At 68.6% G+C, this 20,877-nt stretch carries 21 protein-coding genes; 15 read left to right on the top strand and 6 right to left on the bottom strand.

The window, feature by feature from the left end:
* Positions 1 to 11: 11 nt before the first annotated feature.
* From atpA to murA, 5 genes are all read left to right on the top strand, one after another.
* On the top strand, positions 12 to 1,637 hold the full coding sequence (gene atpA, locus B3I25_RS06985; protein ID WP_064845322.1) for a F0F1 ATP synthase subunit alpha: 1,626 nt from the start codon (positions 12 to 14) through the stop codon (positions 1,635 to 1,637).
* Positions 1,638 to 1,694: 57 nt separating this feature from the next.
* Positions 1,695 to 2,606, top strand: coding sequence for a F0F1 ATP synthase subunit gamma (locus B3I25_RS06980; RefSeq protein ID WP_064845717.1), 912 nt, complete (start codon positions 1,695 to 1,697; stop codon positions 2,604 to 2,606).
* A gap of 42 nt (positions 2,607 to 2,648) precedes the next feature.
* Entirely contained in the window at positions 2,649 to 4,115 is a 1,467-nt protein-coding gene (gene atpD, locus B3I25_RS06975; protein ID WP_035964656.1) for a F0F1 ATP synthase subunit beta, read from the top strand.
* A gap of 2 nt (positions 4,116 to 4,117) precedes the next feature.
* Positions 4,118 to 4,396, top strand: coding sequence for a F0F1 ATP synthase subunit epsilon (locus B3I25_RS06970; protein WP_064845716.1), 279 nt, complete (start codon positions 4,118 to 4,120; stop codon positions 4,394 to 4,396).
* A gap of 131 nt (positions 4,397 to 4,527) precedes the next feature.
* Positions 4,528 to 5,811, top strand: coding sequence for a UDP-N-acetylglucosamine 1-carboxyvinyltransferase (murA, locus tag B3I25_RS06965; protein ID WP_064845715.1), 1,284 nt, complete (start codon positions 4,528 to 4,530; stop codon positions 5,809 to 5,811).
* Positions 5,812 to 6,073: 262 nt separating this feature from the next.
* Here the strand turns inward: murA and B3I25_RS06960 are convergent, their stop codons facing one another.
* From B3I25_RS06960 to B3I25_RS06950, 3 genes are all read right to left on the bottom strand, one after another.
* Positions 6,074 to 6,277: a cold-shock protein gene (locus tag B3I25_RS06960; protein WP_064845714.1), complete on the bottom strand. Its 204-nt coding sequence runs from the start codon at positions 6,275 to 6,277 to the stop codon at positions 6,074 to 6,076.
* 292 nt (positions 6,278 to 6,569) lie between these two features.
* A complete protein-coding gene (gene nucS, locus B3I25_RS06955; RefSeq protein WP_064845713.1) occupies positions 6,570 to 7,265 on the bottom strand; it encodes an endonuclease NucS in 696 nt (231 codons plus the stop codon).
* Positions 7,266 to 7,464: 199 nt separating this feature from the next.
* Positions 7,465 to 8,646, bottom strand: a complete 1,182-nt coding sequence (locus B3I25_RS06950) for an AI-2E family transporter (protein ID WP_286738409.1) — start codon at positions 8,644 to 8,646, stop codon at positions 7,465 to 7,467.
* A gap of 150 nt (positions 8,647 to 8,796) precedes the next feature.
* Between B3I25_RS06950 and B3I25_RS06945 the strand changes: the two genes are divergently transcribed.
* The 4 genes from B3I25_RS06945 (at position 8,797) to B3I25_RS06930 (ending at position 13,046) form a co-directional block, all read left to right on the top strand.
* Positions 8,797 to 9,756, top strand: coding sequence for a tetratricopeptide repeat protein (locus B3I25_RS06945; protein ID WP_286738408.1), 960 nt, complete (start codon positions 8,797 to 8,799; stop codon positions 9,754 to 9,756).
* A gap of 186 nt (positions 9,757 to 9,942) precedes the next feature.
* Positions 9,943 to 10,944: an ATP-binding cassette domain-containing protein gene (locus B3I25_RS06940; RefSeq protein WP_286738407.1), complete on the top strand. Its 1,002-nt coding sequence runs from the start codon at positions 9,943 to 9,945 to the stop codon at positions 10,942 to 10,944.
* A complete protein-coding gene (locus B3I25_RS06935; protein WP_286738406.1) occupies positions 10,926 to 12,671 on the top strand; it encodes a hypothetical protein in 1,746 nt (581 codons plus the stop codon). Before B3I25_RS06940 ends, B3I25_RS06935 begins: the two co-directional genes overlap by 19 nt.
* A 33-nt stretch (positions 12,672 to 12,704) precedes the next feature.
* Positions 12,705 to 13,046, top strand: coding sequence for a DUF3039 domain-containing protein (locus tag B3I25_RS06930; protein WP_082943205.1), 342 nt, complete (start codon positions 12,705 to 12,707; stop codon positions 13,044 to 13,046).
* Positions 13,047 to 13,104: 58 nt separating this feature from the next.
* On the opposite strand, the gene B3I25_RS06925 is transcribed toward B3I25_RS06930, so the two are convergent.
* Positions 13,105 to 13,287 (bottom strand): hypothetical protein, encoded by a 183-nt coding sequence (locus B3I25_RS06925; RefSeq protein ID WP_131332681.1) that lies wholly within the window; start codon positions 13,285 to 13,287, stop codon positions 13,105 to 13,107.
* Between B3I25_RS06925 and B3I25_RS06920 the strand changes: the two genes are divergently transcribed.
* Complete coding sequence (locus tag B3I25_RS06920; RefSeq protein WP_167318356.1) at positions 13,288 to 15,075, top strand: DEAD/DEAH box helicase; 1,788 nt, start codon at positions 13,288 to 13,290, stop codon at positions 15,073 to 15,075. It abuts the gene before it with no gap.
* Between the two features lie 71 nt (positions 15,076 to 15,146).
* Here the strand turns inward: B3I25_RS06920 and B3I25_RS06915 are convergent, their stop codons facing one another.
* Together B3I25_RS06915 and B3I25_RS06910 are read right to left on the bottom strand one after the other, a co-directional pair.
* Complete coding sequence (locus B3I25_RS06915; protein WP_286738403.1) at positions 15,147 to 15,764, bottom strand: isochorismatase family protein; 618 nt, start codon at positions 15,762 to 15,764, stop codon at positions 15,147 to 15,149.
* Between the two features lie 14 nt (positions 15,765 to 15,778).
* A complete protein-coding gene (locus tag B3I25_RS06910) occupies positions 15,779 to 17,119 on the bottom strand; it encodes a nicotinate phosphoribosyltransferase (protein WP_286738402.1) in 1,341 nt (446 codons plus the stop codon).
* Positions 17,120 to 17,183: 64 nt separating this feature from the next.
* On the opposite strand from B3I25_RS06910, the gene clpS reads away from it, so the two are divergent.
* The 5 genes from clpS (at position 17,184) to rph (ending at position 20,753) form a co-directional block, all read left to right on the top strand.
* Positions 17,184 to 17,534 (top strand): ATP-dependent Clp protease adapter ClpS, encoded by a 351-nt coding sequence (clpS, locus tag B3I25_RS06905; protein ID WP_206398972.1) that lies wholly within the window; start codon positions 17,184 to 17,186, stop codon positions 17,532 to 17,534.
* Entirely contained in the window at positions 17,534 to 18,109 is a 576-nt protein-coding gene (locus B3I25_RS06900) for a DUF2017 domain-containing protein (protein ID WP_193519865.1), read from the top strand. The genes clpS and B3I25_RS06900 overlap by 1 nt, the downstream gene beginning before the upstream one ends.
* A 68-nt stretch (positions 18,110 to 18,177) precedes the next feature.
* Positions 18,178 to 19,068 (top strand): glutamate racemase, encoded by an 891-nt coding sequence (gene murI, locus B3I25_RS06895; protein WP_098054744.1) that lies wholly within the window; start codon positions 18,178 to 18,180, stop codon positions 19,066 to 19,068.
* A gap of 25 nt (positions 19,069 to 19,093) precedes the next feature.
* Positions 19,094 to 19,933, top strand: a complete 840-nt coding sequence (locus B3I25_RS06890) for an MBL fold metallo-hydrolase (protein WP_064845704.1) — start codon at positions 19,094 to 19,096, stop codon at positions 19,931 to 19,933.
* Between the two features lie 10 nt (positions 19,934 to 19,943).
* A complete protein-coding gene (rph, locus tag B3I25_RS06885) occupies positions 19,944 to 20,753 on the top strand; it encodes a ribonuclease PH (protein WP_286738401.1) in 810 nt (269 codons plus the stop codon).
* Positions 20,754 to 20,877: the final 124 nt, after the last annotated feature.

Here is a 20,877-nt window from a genome sequence, read left to right as displayed (position 1 = left end):
AGGGACAGTAGATGGCCGATGTGACCATCAATGCCGATGAGGTCCGTAGTGCGCTGAATGAGTTCGCGGCGTCCTACGATCCCGGCAATGTGGAACGAGTAGAAGTCGGACGCGTGTCGTCCGCCGCGGACGGTATCGCGCATGTGGAGGGCCTGCCCTCCGTCATGGCGAACGAGTTGCTCAAGTTCGAGAACGGGGTGCTGGGCCTGGCCCTGAACCTCGACACCCGCGACATCGGCGTCGTGGTGCTCGGTGACTTCCAGGGCATCGAGGAAGGCCAGGAGGTGCACCGCACCGGCGAGGTGTTGTCGGTGCCCGTGGGCGAGGGCTACCTCGGCCGCGTCGTGGACCCCCTGGGCGAGCCCCTGGACGATCTCGGACCCATCGCCACCGAGGGTCGCCGCGAACTGGAGCTGCAGGCTCCGGGCGTGACCATGCGTAAGTCGGTGCACGAGCCGCTGCAGACCGGCATGAAGGCCATCGACGCCATGATCCCGATCGGGCGTGGCCAGCGTCAGCTGATCATCGGTGACCGCCAGACCGGTAAGACCGCGATCGCGGTGGACGCCATCCTGAACCAGCGCTCCAACTGGGAGTCCGGTGACGTGGACAAGCAGGTGCGCTGCATCTACGTGGCCATCGGTCAGAAGGCCTCCACGATCGCCGCGGTGCGCCAGACCCTCGAGGACAACGGCGCCCTGGAGTACACCACGATCGTGGCCGCTCCCGCGTCCGAGTCCGCCGGTCTGAAGTACCTGGCCCCCTACTCGGGTTCCGCGATCGGTCAGCACTGGATGTACGGCGGCAAGCACGTGCTCATCGTGTTCGACGACCTCTCCAAGCAGGCCGAGGCCTACCGTGCGGTGTCGCTCTTGCTGCGCCGCCCGCCGGGACGTGAAGCGTACCCGGGTGACGTCTTCTACCTGCACTCGCGCCTGCTCGAGCGTTGCGCCAAGCTCTCCGACGAGCTGGGCGCGGGCTCCATGACCGGTCTGCCCATTATCGAGACCAAGGCGAACGACGTCTCGGCGTTCATCCCGACCAACGTCATCTCCATCACCGACGGTCAGATCTTCCTGCAGTCGGACCTGTTCAACGCCAACCAGCGTCCCGCCGTGGACGTGGGCATCTCGGTGTCCCGCGTGGGCGGTGCCGCGCAGGTCAAGGCCATGAAGAAGGTCTCCGGCACGCTGAAACTGGACCTCGCGTCCTACCGATCCATGCAGGCGTTCGCCATGTTCGCCTCGGACCTGGACGCCGCGTCCCGTCAGCAGCTGATCCGCGGTGAGCGGCTCATGGAGCTGCTCAAGCAGCCCCAGTACACGCCGTACCCCGTCGCGGACCAGGTCGTGTCCATCTGGGCCGGTACCACGGGCCAGCTCGACGACGTCGACGTCGCCAACGTCGCGGACTTCGAGCGCGCGCTGCTGGACCAGGTCCGGCGCACGACCAACGTGATGGACTCGATCAACTCCACGGGCAAGCTCGAGGACGACGCGGTCGAGGCGCTCAAGACGGCCGTGGCCGAGGTCAAACGGGACTTCCACGGTTCCAAGCACGGGATCGAGGCCGGGGTCGAGGAGCACGAGTCCCTGGGCGCGACCGCTGTGAACCAGGAAACGATCGTCAAGAAGTAACCGTTCTCGTGGTGCGCCGGAATCCGGCGCACCACGGCGGTGCCGAAAGGAAATTTCATGGGAGCGCAGATTCGGGTCTACCGACAGAAGATCGCGTCCACGTCGTCGATGAAGAAGATCTTCAAGGCGATGGAGATGATCGCGACCTCGCGCATCAACAAGTCCCGTCAGAGTCTCGAAGCCGCGTACCCGTACGCCAATGCGCTGACCCGCGCGGTCTCCCAGATCGCCACGCAGCACAACATCTCCCACCCCCTGACCACCGTCCCCGACGATGTGCGGCGTTCGGCCGTCCTGGTGTTCACGTCGGACCGCGGGCTCGCGGGGTCCTACTCCTCCAACGTGCTCAAGCGCACGGAGGAGTTGCTCGAGCTGTTGCGTTCGCAGGGCAAGGAAGCGCGCGTGTACCTCGTGGGCCGCAAGGCCAAGGCGTACTTCGACTTCCGGCACCGTGACTACGACGAATTCTGGACGGGCAACACGGACAACGCCACGACCGAGCGCGCCGAGGAACTCACGGACAAATTGATGCGCGACATCAACGCCCCGTACGAGGACGGTGGCGTGGACGAGGTGCTGCTCGTGTACACGCAGTTCAACTCCATGGTGAACCAGGAGCCCCGGGTGTTGCGCCTGCTGCCCCTGGAGGTCGTGGACGCGAACGACCTCGGGGACGAGATCTCCGAGCGTTACGAGGCCCTCGAAGAGACGCAGAACAACTTCGAGTTCGAGCCGAACGCGGAGGAGCTCTTCAACCAGATCCTGCCCCGGTACGTGAAGGCGCGGATCTACTCCGCCCTGTGCCACGCGGCGTCGAGCGAGCTCGCATCCCGCCAGCGCGCCATGAAGGCCGCCGGGGACAACGCGACCGAGCTCATCAAGAAGTACACGCGCTTGATGAACAACGCCCGCCAGGCCGAGATCACCACCGAGTTGACCGAAATCGTCAGTGGCGCCGAGGCACTGTAGCCCGCGCTGCCCGCCCTTGCCAGCCGAAACGAAGTGAGAGAAATGACTGCCACAATCAACGACCAGGCCACCCAGCCGGTCTCGGAAGGTGCCACCGGCCGCATCGCCCGGGTGATCGGGCCCGTGGTCGACGTCGAGTTCCCCGAGAACCAGGTCCCCGACCTCTACAATGCGCTGACCGCGGACTACGAGTTCAACGGCCAGCCCCGCCGGATCACCTTCGAGACGGCACAGCACCTGGGCACCAACGTGGTGCGCGCGATCTCCCTGCAGCAGACCGACGGTCTGGTGCGCGGGACCCCCGTGCAGGACACGGGCGCCCCCATCTCCGTGCCCGTGGGTGACGTGGTCAAGGGCCACATCTTCAACGTACTCGGTGACGCGCTGGACCTGCCCACCTCCGAGCTGGACATCCAGGAGCGCTGGCCCATCCACCGCAAGGCCCCGTCCTTCGCGGAGCTCGAGGGCAGCACCGAGATGATGGAAACGGGCATCAAGTCCATCGACCTGCTGACCCCCTACATCAAGGGCGGTAAGATCGGCCTCTTCGGCGGCGCGGGCGTGGGCAAGACCGTGCTGATCCAGGAGATGATCACGCGTGTGGCCCGCAACTTCGGCGGTACCTCCGTGTTCGCCGGCGTTGGTGAGCGTACCCGTGAGGGCAACGACCTGTGGGTCGAGATGGAGGAGGCAGGCGTTCTCAAGGACACCGCCCTCGTGTTCGGCCAGATGGACGAGCCGCCCGGAACGCGTCTGCGCGTGGCCCTGACCGGTCTGACCATGGCGGAGTACTTCCGCGACGTGCAGAACCAGGACGTGCTGTTGTTCATCGACAACATCTTCCGGTTCACGCAGGCCGGTTCCGAGGTCTCCACGCTGCTGGGCCGCATCCCCTCCGCCGTGGGCTACCAGCCCACCCTCGCGGACGAGATGGGTGTGCTTCAGGAGCGCATCACCTCGACCCGTGGTCACTCCATCACGTCCATGCAGGCCATCTACGTGCCCGCTGACGACTACACCGACCCGGCTCCCGCGACCACGTTCGCGCACCTGGACGCGACCACCGAGCTCTCGCGTGAGATCGCCTCGCGTGGTCTGTACCCCGCGATCGATCCGCTGTCCTCGACCTCCCGCATCCTGGACCCGCAGTACGTGGGCCAGACCCACTACGACGTGGCCACCCGCGTCAAGGGGATCCTGCAGGAGAACAAGGAACTGCAGGACATCATCGCGATCCTCGGTGTCGAAGAACTCTCCGAGGAGCAGAAGGTCGTGGTCTCCCGCGCCCGCCGCATCGAGCAGTTCCTGTCCCAGAACACCTACACCGCCAAGCAGTTCACCGGCGTGGAGGGCTCCACGGTTCCCCTCGAGGAGACCGTCGAGGCCTTCGGCAAGATCTGCGACGGCGAGCTGGACAACGTCCCCGAGCAGGCGTTCTACAACGTCGGCGGCCTGGACGACGTCATGCGGCGCTGGGACGAGATCAAGGCCGAGACGGGCGAGAAGTAATCATGGCCGAACTCATCGTGGAAATCGTCGCCCTGGATCGCAAGATCTGGACGGGTACCGCGCGCCTCGTGCGGGTACGCACCACCGAGGGCGACATCGGCATCATGCCGGGACACGAGTCCATGGCGGGGCTGCTCAAGCCGGGGGAGTTCGCCATCGACCGTGTGGACGGCGACCGTCTCGTGGGCAGCATCGACTCCGGGTTCGTCTCCGTGGACAACAACCGTGTCACGGTGGTTGCGGACGAGGTCTCCCTGGATTCGGAGGCGCGTTCCGCCTGAGCGGTATCGCGTGACCGCTTGACGTCGACCCTCGTGCCTTCGGGTGCGGGGGTCGACGTCGTTCGCCTACCGTGGTGCGCTGGCCCAGGTGTCACGGCGGACTGTCCCGTACTCGTGATCGAGGAGAATGCATGGAAGAGAAGATCGAAGTACACGGGCCCACGAAGATCAACGGTGAGCTGCCCGTGTACGGTGCCAAAAACAGTGTGCTCAAGCTCATGGCTGCGGCGCTGCTCGCCACGGGCCGTTCCACGATCACCAACGTCCCCGAGATCCAGGACGTCACGATCATGGCGGAGCTGTTGCGCCGGCTCGGGTGCGAGGTCTCGTACGAGCCCTCGGCGCACACCGTGACCATCGACGTCCCGGAGGAGCTCGGTCACCAGGCCGACTACGACCTCGTGCGGGCCATGCGGGCGTCCATCTCCGTGCTGGGCCCGCTCATGGCGCGCTGTCTCCAGGCCGAGGTCGCCCTGCCAGGCGGGGACGCGATCGGAACCCGGGGCCTGGATATGCATCGCGCGGGACTCGAGGCCATGGGGGCCCGGTTGACCATCGAACGCGGGTTCCTGCGAGCTAGTGCACCGGACGGTCTGACGGGTGCGACCTATCGACTGGACTACCCCTCCGTGGGGGCCACCGAGAACCTGATGACCGCAGCCACGACCGCCCGGGGCGTCACGGTGCTGGACAACGTGGCCCGCGAACCGGAGATCGTGGACATCGGCCGGATGCTGCAGGCCATGGGTGCACGGATCGAGGGGCTCGGTTCCACCACGATCATGGTCGAGGGGGTCCCGCGGTTGCACCCGGTCACACACCGCACGGTCCCGGACCGTATCGTGGCCGGGACGTGGGCCTTTGCCGCCGCGGTCACGGGCGGTCGCGTAGAGATCGTGGGTGCGGAACCGGAACACCTGGACGTGGTGCTGGCCAAGCTGCGCTGCGCGGGTTGCGAGATCAACACCGCCGATGGGCGGTTCGTGGTGCGCGGTCCCGAGCGGCCCAAGGCCATCAACGTCTCGACCCTGCCCTATCCGGGGTTCCCCACGGATCTGCAACCGTTCGTGGTGGCGCTCAACGCGGTGGCCGAGGGTAGTGGGATCATCACGGAGAACGTGTTCGAGGCCCGGTGGGGATTCACTGCGGAGCTTGAGCGGCTCGGTGCGCGTGTGCGCCTGGACGGGCATCACGCCCGGGTGGACGGCGTCCCGTCGAACAAGCTGTCGGGTGCTCCCGTGGAAGCCATGGACATCCGGGCCGGCGCGGCTCTCGTGATCGCGGGGATGGCGGCCCACGGGGTCACCGAGGTCTCCGGGGTGGGGCACATCGACCGCGGCTACGAGCACTTCGTGGACCATCTGGCCGGAGCGGGAGCCAAGGTGCAGCGCCGCATGGCTCGCAGTTGGAACTGACCGCGCCCGCGGCGCTCCTCGGATAACCCGCCGCGCCCACCCCCACCCCTGCTTTTACTCAGCAAAAGCAAATTTTGGCGCGCTGAGCTGCTTCTGCTCCACTTAACATTCTGTGGAGTGGGATTGCCGCGGCGTGCGAACGTCCCGTGCGTCCCGGCATCTGCCCCTCAGCTCACCCGGCCCCGCGACTCGCTCGCGTCACAGCGGGCACGAGAAAACCCCCGCCACCTCGAAAGGCGACGGGGGTTTCGTCCGGGGAATGTCAGATGACGTTCACGCCGGTGGCCTGCGGGCCCTTCTGGCCCTGACCGATCTCGAACTCGACGCGCTGGTTCTCTTCGAGGGTGCGGAAGCCGCCCGACTGGATTTCGCTGTAGTGCACGAAGACGTCGCCATCAGCGTCGTCCGGCGTGATGAAGCCGAAGCCCTTCTCTGCGTTGAACCACTTAACGGTGCCCTGAGCCATAATGGGGCATCTCCTTCTGGAGTATGTAGTGCGTGCACACGATTGTGCACCTGAACCGGTACCGCGAGAAGGCTGTGGATGCGGCTCACAAGATGTTGTGCCACAGCGCCAGTCAGAACTTCACGCTCGCTACCATTCCTGCGAGCATGTCAAACATGATGCGAGAACACCTCAAGCATCACACACTGCCGCCCCAGGGTCAATCGGCATCAGGTGATTTACTACGAGGTCCGAGAATATGACCGGTTTCCTCCCACGCGATCCGCAGACGGGTTCCGGCATAGGGGGCTGATCAGAAGAGGCGGGACTGGGTGTCCACGTTGCCGCGCATCTCGTCGTAGTCCAGTGTCAGGCACTCGATGCCGCGGTCGCGCGCGAGGACACGGGCCTGCGGTTTGATCTGCTGGGCCGCGTAGACACCTCGCACGGGGCTCAACAGGGGATCGCGGTTGAGCAGTTCGAGGTAGCGGGTCAGCTGCTCCACGCCGTCGATGTCACCGCGGCGCTTGAGTTCCACGGCCACCGTGGCCCCGCCGGCGTCCCGCGCGAGGATGTCCACGGGGCCGATGCTCGTGGGGTACTCGCGACGCACCAGGGAGAACCCGTCCCCGAGCAGGGTGATCTGCTCCGCGAGCAACCGCTGCAGATCGGCCTCCACGCCGTCCTTGACCAATCCGGGGTCCGTGCCGAGGTCGTGGGTGAGCTGGGAGTGGACGGTCATGATGTGGATGATCAGCCGGTCGTCGGACTTGCCCGCCTGGACCTCCCACACCTCGCTCACACCGTCCGCGGCAAGCTCGTCGGAGGGTTCGCGCACGTGCATCGTGGCGGGCGGACTCATCCAGTTCAGCGGTTTGTAGGATCCGCCGTCGGAGTGGATCAGCACCGAGCCGTCCGCCTTGAGCATGATGAGCCGACGAGCCAGGGGCAGGTGCGCGTTCAAGCGCCCTTCGTACCGTACCGAGCAGTCTGCAATCACTAAACGCACCAGGACAGCCTAGCGGTCCGGTTGCCCCCGGCTCACGCGCTCTTGTGCACCGGCGACGACGCCGCGCGTCGGCATGGGCGGCAACGGCACGGAGCTGCCGCCGCGGACGACGGCCCGCACCTGCCTGCTCGGACGACGACGCGCCCCCACCTGCACGGGCGACAACGCGGCGCGGCGGGGTACAGCGGCGTCGCCGCCGTCAGCGCGCGTCCTGGCGCGGGACGAAGACCTCGCGCACCAGCAGCAGTCCCGCGGCCGCGGTGGGGATGGCGATGAGCGCACCGAGGATGCCCCACAGCGCACCGCCGGCGGCCACCGCGATCACCGCGACCGCGCCGGGAACGGCCACCGCGCGGGCCATGATCCTGGGTGAGACCACATAGGCCTCGAGCTGGAGGTACGCGAAGTAGCACAGGGCGTACGGGATCGCGGTGTCCCACCCGCCGAGCGTGGCCATGAGCGTCACGAGGATGCCGGCGAGCACGCCACCCACCAGGGGGATGAACGCGAGCAGCGCGACGAACAGGACCAGCAGTGTGGCGTAGGGGACCCCCGTGACGTTCATGAGGATGAACGCGACGAGCGCGTTGAGCAGTGCCACGCACGCCTGACCCATGACGTAGTTGCCCACGCCCTTGGTCATCTGGTCGCCCAGGTGCTTGACCCGGGCGCGCTTGCTCGCGGGGACCAGGCGATAGCACCAGGCCTTGATCGTGGGCAGCGAGAAGAGGAAGTACAGGCTCAGCGCCATGACGATGAGCGTCCCGGTCACTGCATTGATCACCACGCCGCTCACGCTCACGACCGAACCGAACATCCCGCCCAGCAGGTTCTCGTCCGTGGCGAGGCGTTCCTGGAAGGCCCCGGTGGTGTGTTGCACGGACGCGGCGATGTCGAAGCGGTCGTCCAGGCCCTGGAACAACTCGGAGTTCATGAACTCGGTCACGAGCTCGGGGGCGCGGGCCACGAGTTGCTGGGCCTGCTCGATCATGCGGGGGACCACGACCATAATGAACGCGGTGATCACCAGGGCCAGGGCCAGGATCACCACCCCGGCGGCCACCGCGCGGGGCAACCCCTTGGTCTCGAGCCGGCGGACCAGGGGATCCATCCCCAGACAGATGAACGCGGCCGTGACGATCCACCCCACGAGTCCGCCCACGTTGGTCAGCACGTAGTAGCCCAGCAGCGCGATCCCCACGCCCACGGTGAGCAGGAAGCCCGTCTGGATGGGATGCGTCCGCGTGTTCACGGGGTGGTCCCACGGCGCACGCCGCGCGGGCTCTCCACCCGCAGCGGGTTCGGGCGGCACCTCGAAGCGGTGGCGGGTCGGACGGAAACGCGCGGGGGGCCGACCCTGCGCTCCTGGGGATGTGCTCACGCCGGAAGCGTACAACGCCGGGCCGCCGGGACTTCCAGCGTTCCCGGTGCACATAATGGGAGCAAAAGACACCCGTCCGTGCGCCCGGGAACAGGGCGCACGATCGAGTCCGCGTCCCATGTCGCGGACTCGCCGTCGAAGGAGGTTCCCATGAGCGAATTCCCCCGTTCCACCCCGGACCAGCAGCCCCCACGGGACGAGCAAGCGGTTCCTGCGTCCGTGCGCGGTGCCGTGGATCTCGGCGCGTCGGGCGGTGCCCGGACGGGTGCGCCGAACGACGACGCCGCGGCGACGTCCGCGGGCGCCGGTAGCTACCGCGTGGAGCTGACCACCGCGAACTTCCAGCGCTACGCCGAGGCTTCCGCGACGTACCCTGTGGTCGTGGTGCTGCACGCGCCCCAGAGCCCGGAGTCGGAGACGTTCGTGGACGTGGTCGGGCGGGTCGTGGACGAGTTCCGGGGTCGGCTCATGCTGGGGACCGTGGACGCCGCCGCGGAACCGCAGATCGCGCAGGCGTTCCAGGCGCAGACCGTTCCCACCGTGCTCGCATTGCTCGGTGGGCGCGTGGTGCCGCTCGTGAACTCCACGGTCTCGGAACAGCAGTTGCGTGAGCTGCTGACCGAGCTCGTAAGCCTCGCGCAGCAAAACGGCGTCACGGGGACAGCCGAACCGGTCGCGGCGAACGAGCCCAAACCCCTGCCCCCGCTGCACCAGGAGGCCCTGGACAAACTCGAGGCCGGGGACCTGGCCGGCGCGGAGGCCAGTTACAACAAGGCGCTCGCGGAGAACCCGGGTGACCACGACGCCAAGCTCGCACTCGCTCAGGTACACCTCTTGCAGCGCGTGAGCGCGATGGACGCGACCGCCGTGCGGGAAGCCGCGGCCGCTGATCCCACGAACGTGCAGGCCGCTCTGGACGTCGCGGACCTGGACCTCTCCGGTGGGCACGTGGAGGACGCGTTCCGGCGCCTGCTCAACCTCGTGCGCACCACGGCCGGGGACGACAAGGATGCCGCGCGGGCGCGTCTCGTGGACCTCTTCGACGTCGTCGGCGCGGAGGATACCCGCGTGGTGGCCGCGCGCGCCCAGTTGATGCGGGCGCTCTTTTAGGCTGCCGCTGATGTCCGGGCTGCGGCTGAAGTCGACCGGTACGGGCGGTGGGCCTTGCGGCGACGCGCGGCCCCGGACGGGCGTCGTTCAGCGGCCCCGGTGAAGGGTTGGCGGGATCCTCGGGTCGACAGTGATGAGGTCCGGTGAATCCGCCATGCCACGCGGGTCACTCAGTACATTGGTGACATGAGTAGCCCAGTGAACGGACCCACGACCCCGCGCCGCGAGCCCGCCCCCGGCGCCGGGGGACCCGTGGCGAACGACCCCTCGACCGAGCAGCAGGGAGCACCCCGGCACGCGGCGCCCTCTGAGCATGCGGCACCCCCTGGGGCCGCCCAGCGGTACGCGGCGCCCCATGCCACCACGCAGTACGCGCCCCGAGTCCCCGCGCCGCACTCCGGCACGGGGACGCCCGCGCTCGCCGTGCGGGACCTCACCAAGTTCTACGGCCAGTCCGGCCGACCCGCCGCGGATCATGTGAACCTCACGGTGCCGCGGGGCTCCTTCTACGGCCTCGTAGGGCGCAACGGCGCCGGCAAGACGACCACGCTGTCCATGGCCACGGGATTGCTGCGTCCCTCCGCGGGCTCGGTGCTCGTGGGCGGGGGAAGCCGCGACAAGCTCGTGGACGTGTGGCGTGATCCCGTGACCGCCAAGCGACGCATGGGTGTGCTGCCCGACGGCGCCCACCTGTTCGACCGGCTCACGGGACGCCAGCTCGTGACCTACTCGGGTCTGCTGCGCGGGATGGACCGCGAGCTCGTCGCGCAGCGGACCGAGGACCTCATCGTGGCCATGGACCTGCAGGACGCAGCGGGGCGCCAGGTGCAGGACTACTCCGCGGGTATGACGAAGAAGATCGCCCTGGCCGCGGCCATGATCCACGCACCCAGCCTGCTCGTGCTGGACGAGCCGTTCGAGTCGGTGGACCCGGTCTCCGCCGCGAACATCCGATCGCTGCTGCACCAGTACACGAATTCGGGCGGCACCGTGGTGGTCTCGAGCCACGTGATGGACCTTGTGCAGCGCATGTGCGATCACGTGGCCGTGATGGACCAAGGCCGTGTCCTCGCGCAGGGGACCATGGACGAGGTGTGCGCCGGCATGTCCCTCGAGGACCGGTTCGTGTCCTTGGTGGGCGGACGCACCGAAGCGGGGGAGGGGTTGCAGTGGCTGCGTCCCGAGTGAACGACCCGCGCGACGCCGCGGCTCCCGACCACCTCGACACCGCATTCGCAGAAGGCCCCGCACAGGACGTCGCGCCCGACGCCGCCGTTCCCGCCTCCGTGCGCCCCTCGCACGGCGGGGGTGAACCCGTCACGCGCAGCATCGGGGCGTTCGAGGAGGCCCGGCGGCTGGCCGGGCTGAAATGGCGCATGCTCATCAACACCCTGACCCGCAGCACGTGGATCCTGGTGGGCACGATTCTGGGTGGCCTCTACGCACTGTTCCTCCTGGGGATGGCGCTGACCGCGTTGATCGCGCTCGGGGGTGAAGCCCTCGAGACCGTGGTGGTCGCGTCGGTCCTGCTGGGTTCCCTGCTGCTCGTGGGCTGGTGGCTCGTACCGCTGGTCTCGTCCAAGGCCGACTCCACGCTGGACCCTTCCCGGCTCGCCCTGTTCCCCCTGAGCACCACGGGTCTGGTGGCCGGCCAGGTGGCGGGCGCGGTCGTCGGGATCCCGGGGGTGCTGACCGTGATCGCCCTGCTCGGCTGGCTTTTCTCGTGGCGCGGTTCCACGGTGGCGCTCATTGCGGCAATACCGTGCGCGATCATCGGCGCCCTGCTCGCGTTCGTCGGTTCGCGCTGCGTTACGGCCCTGGGCGCGAACTTCGCGAAGGGGCGGCGCACGAACGAGATCATCTCCATGGTCGTGCTGGTTCTCGTTGTGCTGCTGGGGCCCCTCATCTCCTTGTTCGCGACCGGCCTGGGCCAGGTGTGGCAGCTGCTGCCCACATGGGCGGGAGTTCTCGCGTGGACCCCCCTCGGTGCTACCTGGGCGGTCCCCGGCGACGTCGCGTCGGGTCACTGGCTCGCGGCCCTCGCCCGAGTGGCGATCTCCCTGGTCACGCTGCTCCTGCTCGTGGTCGTTACGTGTGCGGGTCTGCGCCGTGCCCTCGGCGACGCCGCCGGCGGAGCCGCCCGGGGGACGTCCCGCCCGCAGGAGGGCGTCGGTCTGTTCGACCGGTTCCCGGCGAACCAATGGGGTGCGGTGGCCGCACGGTGTCTCACGTACTGGCTCAAGGACCCGCGCTACTCGGCGTCGCTGCTCATGATCCCCGCGATCGGGGCGGTCTTCTGGTTCATCGCGGGTGAGTCGGGGTTCAGTCTGTGGGCGCTGCCCCTGTTCGTGTCGCTGCTCATGGCGTACGCGATCTCCGCGGACGTCTCCTACGACAACACCGCGTTCAGCCTTCACGTCCTGGCACCGGTCTCCGGGCGTGCGGATCGGCTGGGGCGCGTGGTGGCCCTGCTGATCGTGGCCGTGCCGCTGGTGCTGCTCTCGATCGTGCTCTGGCTCGCGGGCGTGCAGCGCTGGGACGCACTGCCCGCCGTGGTGGGCGTGTGCGTGGGGATCCTGCTCGGTGGCGCCGGCGTTGTCTCGATCGTCTCGGCCCGGTACACGTATCCCACGCCGCCCCCGGGCGCGTCCCCCATGAAGACACCTCAGGGGTTCACGATCCTCAACCTGGTGGTGCAGTTCGTGATCATGGGTCTCATGGCCCTGCTCGCGCTCCCGACCGGGATCCTGCTGATCGTGTACCTCGTCACGGGAGCCGCCGTGTGGTGCTGGCTCGCGCTCGCCGTGGGCCTCGTGGAAGGCTTCGTGGTGTTGTGGATCGGCGTGCGTTCGGGCGGTAAATGGCTGGACGCGCGCGGGCCCGAACTGCTCCAGGAGGTGGCCGCCTACCGGTGAGCCGGGCCCGGTGCGCGGGGTAGAGTGGGGGACATGGAAATCACCGAAGCCCAGGAATTCACGGATCCTTCCGTGCGCTCCTCCCGGGTGATCAGCAACGGTCTGTTCGGCACGAAGCCCGAGACCGTGGGTGGCACCTCCACGATCGAGCGCGAGGACACCCGGCAGCTGCAGGAACCCGGTGATCACGAGCGGTTCGCGCACTACGTCCGGAAGGAGAAGATCATGGAGTCGGCACTGTCCGGCGAACCCGTGATCGCCCTGTGCGGCAAGGTGTGGACCCCGGGTCGGGATCCCCAGAAGTTCCCCGTGTGCCCGGAGTGCAAGGAGATCTACCAGGGCCTGCGTCCCGGCAAGGATGAGCCCGAGAACTGACCACCCTTCCCTTCTCGTGAGGTCCCGCGCCGGGCGGGACCACCGGCGGCGCCCGCGCTCAGCGGGCGCCTTTGCCGTGCGGGGTCGCGCGGGCGGCGTCGTCGTCCGTGCCTCGTACGACGGCGATCCGAGCGTCGTCGTCCGCGCGAGCGAGGCCCCCGATCCGTGTGACGGGACCGGAGTGGATGCGCGCCAACGAGCGCGCGGAGAGGACGAGCACCACGTGTCTGACAGCGATCAAATGTCCCTTTTCGGAGCCGCGGCGGATCTCCCGCCGGCCTATCCGGACCGGGCGGCGTGGGGGACCGCGCCCAAGTTGCGCGCGTGGCAGGCGGAGGCGATCCACCGCTACGAACAAGCCCAACCGCGTGATTTCATGGCCGTGGCGACCCCTGGTGCGGGTAAGACGACCTTCGCGTTGACCGTGGCCAAGAAGCTGCATGACGCGGGGACCGTTCAGCGCGTGACCGTGGTGACCCCCACGGAACACCTCAAGCGCCAGTGGGCCGACGCCGCGGCGCGCGTGGGACTCGCGATCGACCCCAACTTCAAGAACGCGGACGGCCAGCACGGCCGCGGCTACATGGGCGCGGCCGTGACCTACGCACAGGTGGCCAACAAGCCGCTGCTGCATCGCGCGCGCACCGAGGCCGGGCGCACGCTCGTGATCATGGACGAGATCCACCACGCCGGTGACTCCCTGTCCTGGGGCGACGGGCTGCGCGAGGCCTTCGAACCCGCGACCCGCCGGCTCGCCCTTACGGGTACACCGTTCCGCTCGGACACCTCGCCCATCCCGTTCGTGAGCTACGAGGAGGACGGGGACGGGATCCGCCGGTCCACGGCCGATTACACGTACGGGTACGCGGACGCCCTGCACGATCACGTGGTGCGTCCCGTGATCTTCATGGCCTACTCGGGTCAGATGCGCTGGCGGACCTCGGCCGGTGAGGAGATGGCCGCCCAGCTCGGGGAGGGGTTCACCAAGGACATCACGTCCCACGCGTGGCGTACCGCCCTGGACCCGCACGGGCAGTGGATCCCGTCCGTGCTGCGCGCCGCCGATCAGCGGCTCACGCAGGTGCGGCGCACCGTCCCGGACGCCGGGGCGCTCGTGATCGCCACGGACCACCAGGACGCCAAGGCCTACGCCGAACAGTTGCACGCCATCACGGGGGAGCGGCCCACCGTGGTGCTCTCGGACGACAAGACCGCGTCCAACAAGATCGACGAGTTCTCCGAATCCGACAAGCGCTGGATGATCGCGGTGCGCATGGTCTCCGAGGGCGTGGACGTGCCCCGGTTGGCCGTGGGCGTGTACGCCACGTCCACCTCCACGCCGCTGTTCTTCGCCCAGGCGGTGGGTCGCTTCGTGCGCGCCCGCAAGCGCGGGGAGACCGCGTCCGTGTTCCTGCCCTCGGTGCCCACGCTCATGGCGCTCGCCAACTCCATGGAGGAGGAGCGGGACCACGCGTTGGACAAGCCCAAGAACATGCCGGGGGTCGTGGACTTCGACCAGCCCATGGAAACGGGCTGGGACGACGACCTGCTGGATGAGGCCAACCGCGAGGACAAGGCGTCGTCGTCCCTGGCCCAGGGCAACTTCCAGGCCCTGGACTCGGACGCGTCCTTCCACGGTGTGCTCTTCGATGGCGGCGCCTTCGGCGGTGGCGCGGCGGTTGGTTCCGAGGAGGAAGCCGAATACCTGGGGATCCCCGGGTTGCTCGACGCGGACCAGGTCTCGGCCCTGCTGCGGGAGCGGCAATCGCGCTCGGCCCAGCGCAACGGTCGGAGCGGCCATGACGCACCCCAGACCCCCGCGGTGCCGGATCACCGCCGCCTGAAGGACCTGCGCTCGCAGCTGTCCAAGAACGTCTCCGCGTGGTCCGCGCGAACCGGAACACCGCACGGGGTGATCCACAACGAATTGCGCACCAAGTGCGGAGGCCCGGCCGTGGCCCAGGCCTCCGAGGACCAGCTGACCGCACGGATCGCCCTGTTGCAGCGCTGGTTCATCGGCCGGAAGTAGCCGACGCCGCGTAGCGGCCGACGCGGCGACGCGGCCAAGCGGCGCGGCCCGCACGGCGGCGCGGCGGGCGTTCAGTCCAGGTCGGTCACGACCTCCGCGCCCGCGGCCTCGAGTTCCTCGACCGCCCGCTCACCGGACTCGGCTGCCACGGGCGCGGTGAGCGGCAGCAGCACCCGGGTCTCGTAGCCGGCCTCCACGGCGTCCTTGGCGGTGGCCAGCACGCAGTGGTCCAGCGCGAGACCGACGACGTCCACGGCCTCGACGCCGCGTTCCTGCAGCCAGTCGTCCAGGCTCACGCGTTCTTCGTCGGAGTCCTCCTCCGGTTCCCCCATGGGGACGTCCACGTCCGGGGCGGACAGGCCCTCGAAACCGGAGTAGGCGGCGTCGTATGCGCCCTTACGGAAGTACTCCGTGACGTACTCGGTGTCGAGATCGGGGTGCGTTTCAGCGCCGGTGGTCTCCGCGACGCAGTGCACGGGCCAGCTCGTGACGAAGTCGGGGGTGTCGCTGAAGTGCTCCCCGGGGTCAACATGCCAGTCCTGGGTCGCGGCCACGGCAACGTAGTCGCCGTGGTGGTCCTCGAGGTACTCGGAGACCTGCGCGGCGACCGCCGCCCCGCCTTCGACGGCCAGGCTGCCGCCCTCGCAGAAGTCGTTCTGGATGTCCACGATCAGCAATGCAGTGCGCATGGCTACCTCCCTGGTCAGTGTGCGGTTCCGGGTTCGATCACGGTGGGGATCACGGGCTCGCCCTCGGAGAGTCGGCGCGCCGCGCGGGGCAGTTCGGCCACGGAATCGACGTGGCGCTGCCGGGCACGGGTTACGGCCTCGGGGCCCGTGTAGCCGTCGTGCAGCTCGCCGCCGGTGACGTAGTCCACGAGCAGGGGGCGGTCATCGCCGTCGTCCTCGGGCATGTGCGACACGCCCACGATCTCGTGTGTGGCCACGCCCTGGGGATCACGACGGCGCAGCGCGTACTTCTCGCCGCCCACCGACTTCTTGCCGGGGGACGCCTTGGCCACGGGTTCCATGGCGCCCGAGGCGCCCTCGCGCGAGACGAGCTTGTAGACCATCGACGACGTGGGGGCACCCGAGCCCGTGACGAGGCGCGTGCCCACGCCGTATGCGTCCACGGGAGCGGCGCGCAGGGCGGCGATCGCGTACTCGTCCAGGTCGCTGGTGACCGTGATCCGGGTGTTGGAGTTGCCGAGCTTGTCGAGCAGCGCGCGCACGGACGTGGCCTGCGTCACGAGGTCGCCGGAGTCCAGGCGTACGCCCCCGAGGTCCTTGCCCGCGATCTCGACGGCGAGCGTGACGGCCCGTTCGACGTCGTACGTGTCGACCAGAAGGGTCGTGGACACACCCAGCGCGTCCAGTTGGGCGCGGAACGCCTGCTCCTCGGAGTCGTGCAGCAGGGTGAACGAGTGGGCCGCGGTGCCCACGGTCTTGACCCCGTAGCGGAAACCGGCCTCGAGGTTGGAGGTCGAGTCGAAGCCCGCGACCACGGCGGCGCGGGCCGCGGCCACGGCCGCCTGCTCGTGGGCGCGGCGCGATCCCATCTCGATGCACGGGCGCTCTCCCGCGGCACCCACCATGCGGGAGGCCGCCGAGGCCACGGCGGAATCGAAGTTCAGGACGGAGAGGATGTAGGTCTCCAGGACGCACGCCTCGGCGAACGAGGACTCCACGCTCAGCAGCGGCGAGTGGGGGAAGTACGTCTCGCCCTCGGCGTAGCCGCGGATCTGGCCGGTGAAACGGAAGTTCTCCAGGTACGCCACGGTCTGGGCGTCCACCACGGCGGTGTCCCGCAGGAACCGCAGCTGCTCGTCGGTGAATCGGAACTGCTCGAGCCCCTCGAGCACCCGGCCCATCCCGGCGAACACCCCGTAGCGGCGGCCGTTGGGGAGTCTGCGGGCGAAGACCTCGAACACGCTGCGGCGGGACGCGGTGCCTGCCCGGAGCGCGGCCTGCAACATGGTGAGCTCGTAGTGGTCCGTCAGCAAGGACGTGGGCTGCGGGTGCCAGGAATAGGTGTGCTCGTTCACGTGGCCAGCCTAGTGGGCCGTCCGTCGTGCGCACATCCGTGTCCCCGTGACTACCATGGAGGCGATGTTCACTACGCACCGCGCCGTCCCCGCCCGGATCCCGGCCGTCCTGATGAGCTCCGCGCCGGCGGAGTCCCCCGTGCTCGAACGGGAGGAGCAGGCGGTCACGGCCATGAACGTGCCGTGGAACGTGGTGGTGTGGGACGATCCCGTGAACCTCATGAGCTACGTGGTCTACGTGTTCCGCGCCCACTTCGGCTACTCGGACGCCAAGGCCCGCACACTCATGCTCGAGGTGCACAACCGGGGCCGCTCGATCGTGTTCACGGGAACCCTCGAGGAGGCGGAGACGCACGTGAGCTCGCTGCACGGCTACGGCCTGTGGGCCACGTACGAGAAGGCGGGGGAGCACTGATGGCGCACGGGTTCAAGCGCACGCGCAAGGGCATCGTCGGTCGGTTCGAGGCCCCCGAGGTGCGGTTGTTGCAGAAACTGTTCTCGGACGTGGGGGAGACCCTGGCACCCGCAGCGCGCGAGGACGGGCCGGCTCGCAACGACGACCCGCTCGAGGCGCTGCTCGGCTGGGACGAGGACGTGGCCGAACCCACGGACCCGGCGGTGCGCAGGCTGCTGCCCGCGGCGTCGTCGGACCCGGAACAGGCCGCGGAGTTCCGGCGACTCACGGACCGCTCGCTGCGCGAACGCAAGACCGCGGCATTGCGTGCGTCCTCCCTGGCCCTGGAATCCCAGCCCGTGGTGCTGAGCGTGGCGCAGGCACAGGACTTCGCGCGCTCGCTCAACGACGTCCGCCTGGTGCTGGCCTCCCGGCTGAACATCGACTCGACCGAGGCCGCCGAGCGCGTGGCCGAGCTGACCGACTTCGGCCGGGCCGAGGACGTGGAGCAGTACATGGGTGTGGTCTACAACTTCGTCTCCTGGCTTCAGGAGACCCTCATGAACGCGCTGCTGAAGACCCTGCCGCCCCGGTGACCGGGGATCGCCAAGGTCACACGTCTCATGCGCGAGGGCGCGCGCGAAAAGCACTACAGTTTTCCGGTATGCAGGTGCACGAACGTCCCACCGGTCCCAATCCCAACTCGCCCATCGGCGTGTTCGATTCGGGTGTGGGCGGGCTCACGGTGGCGCGGGCGATCATCGACCAGCTGCCCAACGAGGAGATCCTCTACGTCGGTGACACCGCGCACGGCCCCTACGGGCCCCTGCCGATCGCCGAGGTGCGTTCCAACGCCCTGCGCATCATGGACGACCTCGTGGACTCCGGGGTCAAGCTGCTCGTGATCGCGTGCAACACCGCGTCCGCCGCAGTGCTGCGGGATGCGCGCGAGCGTTACACGCGCGGTTACAACATCCCCGTGACCGAGGTCATCCAGCCCGCGGTGCGCCGCGCGGTGGCCACCACGCGCTCCGGTCGGGTGGGGGTGATCGGCACCGAGGCGACGATCGGCTCGCGCGCGTACGACGACACGTTCGCGGCCGCACCCCAGCTCGAAATCACGTCCGTGGCGTGCCCCGAATTCGTGGAGTACGTGGAGCGCGGCGTCACCACGGGGCCCGATCTGTTGCGCACCGCCCAGCACTACCTCCAGCCCCTCAAGGACGCGAGCGTAGACACCCTGGTGCTCGGGTGCACGCACTACCCGCTGCTCACGGCGGTGATCTCTTACGTCATGGGCGAGAGCGTGAACCTGGTCTCGTCCTCGGAAGAGGCCTCGCGGGACGTCTACCGCTGCCTGCTGGACAACCACCTCGAGCGGGATCCCGAGCTCGCTCCCCACCACGAATTCCTGGCCACGGGGGACCCCGTGAGCTTCGAGGTCCTCGCCCAACGGTTCCTGGGCCCCGAAGTGGTCCGCGTCCGGCACACGGCGTCCGTCGCGGAGCAGTACCCCACCGGTTCCCTCGCCACGATCCACGCGGCTCAGCGCTGAGTCGGCACCAGAAAGGCGATCACCCATGATCCTCACAGTGATCGGTAACACCGGAAGTTTTCCCGGGCCCGATGCCCCCGCCTCGTGCTACCTGCTCTCCGGCGAGGACGCGCACGGGCGCACGTGGCGCATCGTGCTGGACATGGGCAACGGTGCCCTGGGTGTCCTGCAGCGCCACATCGACCTGCACGAGATCGACGCGATCATGCTCTCCCACCTGCACCCGGACCACTGCGTGGACGTGGGCGGTCTGCACGTGGCTGTGAAGTGGGATCCCCGCGGATGGCAGGGCGGTCGCATCCCGATCTACGGTCCGTCCATGCTGCACGGATACCTCAACCAGCTGCACCTGTTGCCGCCCGAGCACTCGATGGACACCGAGTTCGACTTCCACGTGTGGCAGGCCAACCAGCCCGTGACCGTGGGTCCGTTCACGGTCACACCCCACCCAGTGAACCACCCGTGCCCCGAGCCCTATGCGCTGCGCGTCGAGTACCGCGGGGCCCAGGGCACAGAGGTCCTCACGTATTCGGGGGACACCGACGTGTGCGACGAGCTCGTGGCAGCGGCCCGCGACGCGGACGTGTTCCTGTGCGAGGCCGCCTACCAGGAGGGCCGCGAGGACCATCTGCGCGGGATCCACCTCACGGGCAAGCGCGCGGGAGAGACCGCGACCGCCGCGGGTGTGCGTCGGTTGCTGCTGACCCACCTGCCCGTGTGGAACTCGGTGGACACGGCCACGGCGGAGGCCGTCGGAGCGTTCTCCGGTCCGGTCACGGTGGCCCGTGTGGCCACGAGTTACGACGTTGCCGGGCCGACCGACCAGTCGTTCACTGCATTGGCAAGCGCGGTGACCGGGGACTAGGCTGAAACCCATGACTTCGCCTACCGAGCCGGCACGATCCACCGAGAATTCCACGGGCGAGGGTGGCTCCGCCGCATCGGGGCTGGTACGAGCGGACGGGCGCGCCGTCGACGAACTGCGGCCCATCACCATCACCCGCGGTTGGTCCGAACAGGCCGAGGGTTCCGCCCTGATCGAATTCGGCGGCACCCGTGTGCTGTGCACCGCGTCCCTCACGGAGGGCGTGCCTCGCTGGCTCAAGGGTGAGGGCCGGGGTTGGGTCACCGCGGAGTACGCCATGCTCCCGCGCGCCACCTCCACGCGCTCGGCCCGCGAATCGGTCAAGGGCAAGGTCGGTGGCCGCACCCATGAGATCTCGCGTCTGATCGGCCGCTCCCTGCGTTCGATCATCGACCTCAAGGCCCTCGGGGAGAACACCGTGGTCCTCGACTGCGACGTCCTGCAGGCCGACGGCGGTACGCGCACCGCGTCCATCACCGGCGCGTACGTCGCGCTCGCCGAGGCCATCCGCTGGGCCCACGACAACGGTATCCTCAAGCCGCGGGTCAACCCCCTCATCGACACGGTCTCGGCCGTGTCCGTGGGGATCATCGACGGTGTTCCCGTGCTGGACCTGCCGTACGTGGAGGACGTGCGCGCGGAAACCGACATGAACGTCGTCGTGACCGGCTCGGGGGACTTCGTGGAGGTCCAGGGCACGGCCGAGGGCGCACCGTTCAAGCGCGCCGAACTGGACGTGCTGCTCGACCTCGCCGTGGCCGGGTGCGCCCAGCTGGCCGAGATCCAGCGGGAGACCCTGGAGGCCACCCGTGGCCGATGACGTACGCGGTGCCCGCGTGGTGCTCGCGACACAGAACGCGGGCAAGGTGCGCGAGCTGCAGGCCATGCTCCGCGACGCGGGGCTGACGGATCCCGGGATCGTGGTGGACGCGCGCACGGCCGGG

The sequence above is a fragment of the Kocuria sp. UBA1838 genome, from assembly GCF_002338785.1.
GTDB classification, from domain to species: Bacteria; Actinomycetota; Actinomycetes; order Actinomycetales; family Micrococcaceae; genus Kocuria; species Kocuria marina.
Note: the sequence above shows the minus strand (reverse complement) of the source record. Positions and strands in the feature narration are given on the sequence as shown.